We start from the raw sequence: 1,679 nt of genomic DNA on the forward strand, positions 1-1,679 counted from the left end.
GCCTGCGCCTGAGCGCCGCCGTCGAACGCCCCGGAAGCGCGACCCTCGGCCGCGACGCCGGCGAACTCAACGGCATCGGCAAGCTCGGAGTCACTCTCGTTTCCGCTCTCGACGGTCTGGATTTCGACGTGCTCATCGACTTCACCAGCCCGGTGGCCACGCTCGCCAATCTCGAATTCTGCCGCAAGCACAGGAAGAAAATCGTCATCGGCACCACCGGACTGAACGACACCGGCAAGCAGAACATCACCGCGGCGGCCAAGGACATCGCCATCGTGTTCGCGCCCAACATGAGCGTGGGCGTGAACCTGTGTTTCAAGCTGCTCGAGACTGCGGCGCGCGTGCTCGGTGACGACGTGGACGTGGAGATCACCGAGGCGCATCACCGCTACAAGGCTGACGCACCGTCCGGCACGGCGCTGCGCATGGGCGAGGTGGTGGCGCAGGCACTGAAGCGCGATCTGAAGGAGTGCGCTGTTTACGAGCGGCACGGCCTAACCGGCGAACGCGCGCGCAAGACGATTGGATTCTCCAGCATCCGCGCTGGCGACATCGTCGGCGATCACACCGTGCTGTTCGCCGGCGGCGGCGAGCGCGTCGAAATCACGCACCGCGCCGAATCGCGCATGACCTTTGCCAACGGCGCGCTGCGCGCTGCGCGCTGGCTGGCGGACCGCAAAACCGGCCTATATGATATGCAGGACGTGCTGGGGCTGCGCCAGGGAACATCAGGCTAAGTCCGTTCGTGGTGAGCTTGTCGAACCATGAACGGACGCGATGATTAGAACTCCAGCAATTGCCGTTCGCCCTTCGACGGGCTCAGGGCGAACGGTCAACTAATTTAATGTTTTCCTAGATCGTCTCGGAGAAAGGATGAGCAAGAACACCGTACTCTTACTTGTTTTATCCGTGGCACTGCTGGCGGGATGTTCGACGACCGGCAATAAAACCCCGAGTCTCGACCAGACCCTCGCCGTCATGTCCAGCCCCACCACGCGCTCGATCGCCAGCATCGCCCGCAGTAGCGATCCCAAAATTGTCCTCAAGGAAAGCTTCAAGAGCCGCAAGTCGGTTTACGAGTCGAATCCCTACGCGTTGATGCAGGACGTGCGCACCATCAAGCGCGATTACGACAACCTGGTGGCGCTGCTGACTGGCAAGGTCACGAAGACCTGGGGCAAGAAGGAAGTGAAGCTGCCGTCGCGCGTGCAGTATATAAAGTACACGCAGAACTACATGAGCCGCGCCGTAGTGGATTTCGACGCCGGCCTGGTGACGGTCGAGACGCTGGACGACAAGGACCCGCGCACCAGCCTGAAGAACGCCATTGTCACCACGTTGCTCACGCCCAACGATCCGCGCGCCGTGGATCTTTACTCCGACAGCGGCATCACGCTCACGAGCGAAAAGGAACCGTATCTGCTCGGGTTGGTCGTGGACCAGAACAAGAAACCCGTGGGCTCGCCGGCCGATGCCGAGGGCTTCGCCGATTATCTGCTTCAGGCGCAGACCGCGACGCGCGAGATCGAACTCGACGGCGCCAAGAAGAACGCGCTGTACGTGAAGATTCCGATGGTGGCGAATTTCGAGAACAAGCAGGCCGCGAAATACAGTCATTTCGTCGAACAATTCGCTACCCAGTACCAGATCAGCCCGAGCCTGGTGTACGCCATCATCCG

The 1,679-nt window shown here is 61.2% G+C and carries 2 protein-coding genes; both read left to right on the forward strand.

Annotated elements, in window-relative coordinates:
- Positions 1–737 (forward strand): 4-hydroxy-tetrahydrodipicolinate reductase (dapB, locus tag WB402_RS12005; protein ID WP_424208162.1); only part of this gene is annotated, 737 nt, incomplete at its 5' end.
- A 136-nt stretch (positions 738–873) separates the two neighbouring features.
- Positions 874–1,679, forward strand: an 806-nt coding sequence (locus WB402_RS12010) for a murein transglycosylase domain-containing protein (protein ID WP_424208164.1), incomplete at its 3' end; no start/stop codon positions are given.

The sequence above is a fragment of the Sulfuricaulis sp. genome (genome assembly GCF_049587675.1).
In the GTDB taxonomy this organism is placed as follows: Bacteria; Pseudomonadota; Gammaproteobacteria; order Acidiferrobacterales; family Sulfurifustaceae; genus Sulfuricaulis.